The organism is Mesorhizobium sp. B2-7-1, from assembly GCF_006440735.1.
Classification (GTDB): Bacteria; Pseudomonadota; Alphaproteobacteria; order Rhizobiales; family Rhizobiaceae; genus Mesorhizobium.
Map to the genome: position 1 here is coordinate 1 of NZ_VFUA01000183.1, position 6,380 is coordinate 6,380.

The 6,380-nt window shown below is 64.7% G+C and carries 5 protein-coding genes; 2 read left to right on the plus strand and 3 right to left on the minus strand.

Annotated features, from left to right (window positions below; translation table 11 throughout):
* Positions 1–97: 97 nt before the first annotated feature.
* Together FJ471_RS33850 and FJ471_RS33855 are read right to left on the minus strand one after the other, a co-directional pair.
* The gene (locus tag FJ471_RS33850) at positions 98–295 is read right to left on the minus strand and encodes a hypothetical protein (RefSeq protein ID WP_027168755.1); all 198 of its coding nucleotides are present in this window, start codon (positions 293–295) and stop codon (positions 98–100) included.
* Between the two features lie 143 nt (positions 296–438).
* Positions 439–924 carry a thioesterase family protein gene (locus tag FJ471_RS33855; protein ID WP_140810817.1) on the minus strand — a complete coding sequence of 162 codons (486 nt, stop codon included), beginning with the start codon at positions 922–924 and terminating at the stop codon, positions 439–441.
* Between the two features lie 165 nt (positions 925–1,089).
* On the opposite strand from FJ471_RS33855, the gene FJ471_RS33860 reads away from it, so the two are divergent.
* The gene (locus FJ471_RS33860; protein ID WP_140810820.1) at positions 1,090–2,505 is read left to right on the plus strand and encodes an FAD-linked oxidase C-terminal domain-containing protein; all 1,416 of its coding nucleotides are present in this window, start codon (positions 1,090–1,092) and stop codon (positions 2,503–2,505) included.
* Between the two features lie 14 nt (positions 2,506–2,519).
* Here FJ471_RS33860 and FJ471_RS33865 read toward each other — a convergent pair whose 3' ends face one another.
* Entirely contained in the window at positions 2,520–3,488 is a 969-nt protein-coding gene (locus FJ471_RS33865; RefSeq protein ID WP_140810828.1) for a Dyp-type peroxidase, read from the minus strand.
* 204 nt (positions 3,489–3,692) lie between these two features.
* Here FJ471_RS33865 and FJ471_RS33870 point away from each other — a divergent pair.
* A partial coding sequence (locus FJ471_RS33870; RefSeq protein WP_140810837.1) for an AsmA family protein occupies positions 3,693–6,380 on the plus strand: 2,688 nt, incomplete at its 3' end.

A 6,380-nucleotide genomic window follows, 5' to 3' on the forward strand; every position in this document is an offset into this window, starting at 1 on the left:
CGCGCTCGCCGCTGGGTGGCTTCAAGCAGAAGTAACGGGCCGATAGAGCAATCCCGGAAAGCGCCGCGCGGTTCGGAATTGCGCAGGAACAGGAAGGTCAGGCGTGGCCGCGCTTCATGCGCGCCTGCTTCAGAATCGCGCGCCAGCGGATCATGTCGAACGGGATAGGTTCGTTGTTGTTGGCGATGTGGAAGATCTCGTTGTTGACGTTCTTCAGCGATCGCCAGAAATCATAGTCGGTAATGCGTGGATCGGCCGCCAACCGTTCCACTTCGACCTTGATGTCGGTTTTCATGCACTGTCCTCGCACCGCATTCCGCCAGCCGCCCGCGCGCAAACCCGGGGCGGTTTTCGAACGCGCCAGTGAGTCGTTCAACGGACTCAACCGACTTGTTCACGTTAAAACCTTGGTAAGGTTAACGCGGGCGTTCGGGTGCTTCAAGCGCTCTTGCGCTTGATGCCGATCGAGCGGCCGGCGCGCTCCGGCGTCGGCAGCGCCGCATGGGTGGCGCGCACGGCTTCCAACTTGGCCATCACATCGGCAGGGAAGGGAGCGACCTTCGGTCCGTCCATGTCGACATGCAGCGACAGCGTTTCGGACGTGGCGGCGAGCCAGCCGTCGACATGGCGGATTTCCTGATAGGTTCTCAACCGCTTGTCATCATGATCGATGAGCTGGAATGAGACCATGACCGTGTCGTGGAGATGCAGCTCGCGCACGTAGCAGACATGGACTTCCGCGGTGTAGACGCTGAGGTGGCGCTCCCTGGTATAGTTTGCGTCCACTCCCATCATTGTGAACGCTTCGTCGGTGCCGCGGTCGAACAGCACGTTGTAATAGGCCATGTTGAGATGGCCGTTATAGTCGATCCAGTCCTTCTCGATCGCCAATGGGCGGGAAATGATGGGGGCAGGGATCGTCATTGGTTTTCCTTGATCGTCGCTGGACAGGGCGTGGCTGCTAAGATTCTCGTTGTTCTGGCGCAAAGTCGCCGAGCCTAACCGCTTGGCACTTGTCCTCGAATTGCTTTAGGCATCATCCATAGCTGCATAACAAGGGTGGCCGCTGGTCCATTCGCGGAGGAATTCATGGCTTTGAGCGACCTCAACCCGGTCGAACGAAACGAGGAAGGCATCGCCACGGTGCTCGGCATCCTCAAGCAGCGCTTCGGCGAGCGCTTCCAGACCGGCGAGGCGATACGCGGCCAGCACGCGCACACCACCACCTATATCCCGACCCAGGCGCCGGACGGCGTCGCCTTCGTCGAGACGAGCGCGGATGTGCAGGAGATCGTGCGCGCCTGCGCCGCCCACCGCGTGCCGGTCATCGCCTTCGGCGTCGGCTCCTCGCTCGAGGGCCACACCAACGCGCCGGGCGGCGGCATCTCCATCGACACCTCGCGCATGAACCGGATCCTCGCCGTCAATCCGCAGGATCTCGACTGCACCGTCGAGCCCGGGGTGACGCGCGAGGACCTCAACAGGCACCTGCGCGACACCGGCCTGTTCTTTCCGATCGATCCGGGCGCCAACGCCTCGCTCGGCGGCATGGCGGCGACGCGCGCCTCTGGAACCAATGCAGTGCGCTACGGCACGATGCGCGAAAACGTGCTGTCGCTGACCGCCGTCATGGCCGACGGCGAGACGGTGACTACGGGCAAGCGGGCGAAGAAAAGCTCGGCCGGCTACGACCTGACGCGGCTTCTGGTCGGTTCGGAAGGCACGCTCGGCATCATCACCTCGCTGACGCTGAGGCTGCAGGGCATTCCGCAGGCGATCTCCGGCGGCGTCTGCCCGTTTCCGAGCCTGGAGGCGGCCTGCAACACCGTGATCGCGACCATCCAGATGGGCATTCCGGTGGCGCGCATCGAACTGGTCAACGCGCTGCAGATGAGGGCGATGAAGAACTATTCCAAGCTCGACTATCCGGAGAGCCCGTGCCTGTTCGTCGAGTTCCACGGCAGCGACGCCGGAGTCGCCGAACAGGCCGAGACGTTCGGCATGATCGCCGAGGAGAATGGCGGCGGACCATTCCTGTGGACCAGTGTCGCCGAGGAGCGAACAAAGCTCTGGAAAGCGCGGCACGATGCCTATTGGTCGTCGCTAACGCTGCGCCCGGGCGCCAAGGGGCTGTCGACCGACGTCTGCGTGCCGATCTCCAGGCTTGCCGAATGCGTCACCGAGACCGAAGCCGACATCGCGGAAATGGGACTGGTAGCACCGATCGTCGGCCATGCCGGCGACGGCAATTTCCACGTGCTGGTGCTGATGGATGTCGATAATCCGGCCGAGATCGCGCTCGCCGAGAAATTCGTCGCCCGGCTCAACATGCGCGCCATTGCCATGGAGGGCACCTGCACCGGCGAGCACGGCATCGGCCAGGGCAAGGTCGGCTTCCTGCGCCACGAGCTCGGCCATGGCGTCGATGTCATGCGCACGATCAAGCAGGCGCTCGATCCGCTGAACATCATGAACCCGGGCAAGATTTTGCCGGCGGCGGGATAGCCCGCCGCCCAAATCTATTCCGCCGCCCCCTCGACCAGCTTCTGCAGCATGGGCCGTGTCGGCGCGAAGAAGGTCGTGCCGGTGTGCGGGGTGGAGAAGTCGAGCAGCCGGTCATAGGCGCCGGGCGGCTCGCCGACATACATGCGCTGCAGCATCTTCTCGATCACCCACAGATAGCGCGTGTAGCCGATGAAATAGGTGCCGAACTCGTTCTGCCCCGGACGGCCGAACGGCATGTTGTCGCGCAGGATGTCGTATTCGTTACCGGCGTCGTCCTCGATCGTGGCCAGCGACTTGTGCGACTTGCGCGGCTTGTCGTCGTCATCGATCTCGATGTTGTCGATCTTGGTGCGGCCGATGATTTCTTCCTGGACATGAGTCGGCGTTTTTCCCCAGGCGGCCATGTCGTGCAGGTATTTCTGCACGACGACATAGCTGCCGCCGGCGAAGTCGCCGTCCTCGTCGCCGACCAAGGCGGAAGCAGGCAGGTCGAGGCCGGTCGGGTTGGCGGTGCCGTCGACAAAGCCCAAAAGGTCGCGCGCGTCGAAATAGCGAAAGCCCGAAACTTCGTCGACGACGGTCACGCCGTCGCCCAGGCCGTCCAGCAAAATGCGCTCGAATTCGAAGCACATATCGGGCCGCTCGGCGCGGATGTGGAAGAGCAGATCGCCCGGTGTCGAGGGCGCCGAATGCGCCGCTCCCTCGATCGGCGCGAAGGGTTTCAACTCGCGCGGCCGCCGGTTGGGCGACAGACGGTTCCAGAGCCCGGCGCCAATGCCGGCAATGCAGGACAGGCGGCCCGATAGGTCGCGGAAGCCGACATTCTTGACGAGGTCGTCAAGCTCGCCCAGCACCGAAGCGACCTTCGACAACGCGGCCTTGTCGCTGCCGACCGTCACCACCAGGAAAATCGCGGCCATCGATAGAGGAGCGTCGACGCTCTGTGCGTCGATGGGCACTCTATCCCAGTTCTTGCCTGACATCGGGAATGCTCCGTGCTGGGTTCAGATGAGACGGCCAGGACATGGCCGTTGGGGCGGGATGGTCCGGAAAAAGATATCGCGACCGCTTGCGGTCGCGCAACAGCGGACGCTGCTCGGCAATCACAAGCCGTCGATGGTGGAATTGCCTCTTTATCGACACGCGGATGCAGGTAGAGTGCGGCTGACTTTCAACCCGGGAAACAGATGCTCGCCCGCCTGTTCGTGATCTTCGGTGGCCTGTTCGTGCTGGTGCTGTGCGCGGCGCTGGTGGTGCCGTATTTCATCGACTGGACGGGCTACCGGAGCGATTTCGAGCGCGAGGCGAGCGCTATCCTTGGCCGCAAGGTGACGGTGAAGGGCGATGCGACGGCGCGGCTGCTGCCGTTTCCCTCGGTGACCTTCTCGAATGTCGAGGTCGCGGGCGGGCCAGAAGGTCAGCCGGCGATGACGGTCGAGACTTTCTCCATGGACGCGGAGCTCGCGCCCTTCCTGCGCGGCGAGGTGCTGATCTTCGACATGCGGCTGGTGCGCCCCAAGGCGACCATAGACGTCGCCGGCGACGGCAAGGTCGATTGGGCGATCCGGCCGTCGACGCCATTCGATCCGGGTCAGATCGCCATCGAGAAGCTGACCGTGACTGAAGGGCAGATCGAACTGCGCCATGCCGCTGGCGGACGCCGTCACGTGATCTCCGAGATCAACTCGACGATTTCAGCCAAGGCGCTCATCGGACCCTGGCGCATGGACGGCACGTTGCGCTTCGATGGCATGCGCGCGGAAGTGTCGGCTTCCACCGGCAAGCTCGAGGCCGACGGTCAGATGCGGCTCAGGCTGAAAGCGGATCCGGATGCCTATCCGCTGATCATCGAAACCGACGGCAATGCCGGCATCGTCAAGGGTGCGGCCGTCTATTCCGGCCAGTTCAAGATTTCCGGTGCGGACAAGAACTCGGCCGAGCTGCGCGGCAATGGTGGCGAGCCGGTCAAGATCAGCACCGGCAAGCCCGACCCGGGCTTCCGGCTGAACGGCAAGTTCGCGCTTGACCACCAGAAGCTCAATGTCGATGAGTTCCGCTTCGAGACCGGACCGCTCGACAATCCTTATACCGCCGACGGCAAGGCATCGGTCGATCTCGGCCTGAAGCCGCATTTTGCGGTCGAGGCGAGCGGCGCGCAGGTGCAATTCGACGAGGCCGTCGGCGCGGCCGCCGGCGCCGGCTTCACGCTCGACCAGCGCATGGCGGCATTCGAGCAGACGCTGCAGCACATGCCGAAGCCGACGATACCGGGCACGGTCGAGGTAAGGCTGCCGGCGGTGGTGGCGGGCGACACGACGGTGCGCGACGTGCGGCTGTCGGCCGAGCCGGTCGAAGGCGGCTGGTCGGTGAAGTCGCTTGCCGCGACGCTGCCTGGCCGCACGACGCTCGAAGCCGACGGCATGCTCAGCGTCGAGGACCATTTCGGCTTCACCGGTTCGTTGCTGCTGGCCGTCGGACAGCCTTCCGGCTTTGCCGCCTGGCTGTCGAAGGATGTCGACGAGGCCATCCGCCGGCTGCCCGCGGCAGGCTTCAAGGCCAAGGTCGATCTCAGCGAGAACCGGCAGTCCTTCAGCGATCTCGAACTCATCCTCGGCAAGGCGAAATTTTCGGGCAGCATCGATTCCAGCCAGCCGGACGGCGCCAGGCCATCGGTGCTGATGCGGCTGACAGGCGGCGAAATGGACCTGGACGGGCTAGCGGCCTTCGCCTCGATCTTCATCAGCGACAAGGGCGCCAACCGCTTTTCCGATCGCGACCTCGATTTCCAGATCAAGGCGGGTCCGGTCAGCGCCGGCGGCTTGAGCGCCGACACCGTCGACACGGCGCTGCGGCTGCGCGAGGGCCTGCTCGAGATCGACCGACTTTCGATCGGCGGCCTGGCCGGCGCCTCGATCAGCGCCACGGGCCGGGTCAAGGATTTTCCGCAGAGCCCGACCGGCAAGCTCAACGCTTCCGTGGTAGCGGTGGACCTCAAGCCGCTGATCGATGTCGCGGCCCAGCACTATCCCGACAGTGGCGTGCTCAAGGGCCTGGCCAGCCGCGCGGCGGCCTATCCCGAACTGTTCCAGGACGCGCGCATCGACCTTTTGACCAGCGCCGCCGACAATGGCGACGGCACCACGGGCCTGGCGCTCTCAGCCCAGGGCAAGGCCGGCGGCTCGGCCTTCTCGGCCTCGCTTTCCGGCAAGGGAGCCGCGGACAAGCTCTCCGAGGCACCGGTGTCGATCACCTTCAACGCCCGCAACGAGAATGCCACCACGCTGCTTGCTCTTTACGGCCTGCCGGCGCTGCCGCTCGGCATGCTCGGCCACGCCAACACCGACGTCTCGGCGAAGGGCTCGCTCGCCGGCGGTCTCGCGACCAGCTTCAACCTGACGGCAGATGACTTCAAGGCGAGCTTCGACGGCACCGTCGCCGCGGCGGCGCAAGGCGCCACCGCCAAAGGCAAGGTCAATCTCGATGCCGCCGATATCGAGCCGTGGCTGATGACGACGGGGGTAGGCCTGCCCGGCATGGGAACCGGGACGTCGACGTCGCTTTCGGCCGATGCCGATTTCGGCAATGGGCTCCTGGTGCTGAGCGGTCTCAACGGTTCGATCAACAAGGCGGCGGTCTCCGGCGACGTCAACATCGACGCCAAGGACGGGCTGCCGCATCTTGCCGGAGCGCTGGCGCTCGACGAGCTAGACCTCGACCCGCTGGCGGTCTCGCTGTTCGGCGATCAGTCCTTCGCCTCCGCCAAGGGCGGATGGCCGACGACGCCGTTCAGCCAGAAATCGACCCTGCCGTTCAACGCCGACCTCGATCAGCGGCTTGAGGTCCACCGCTACCACGGAAGCGTTGAGCTTGCCGGT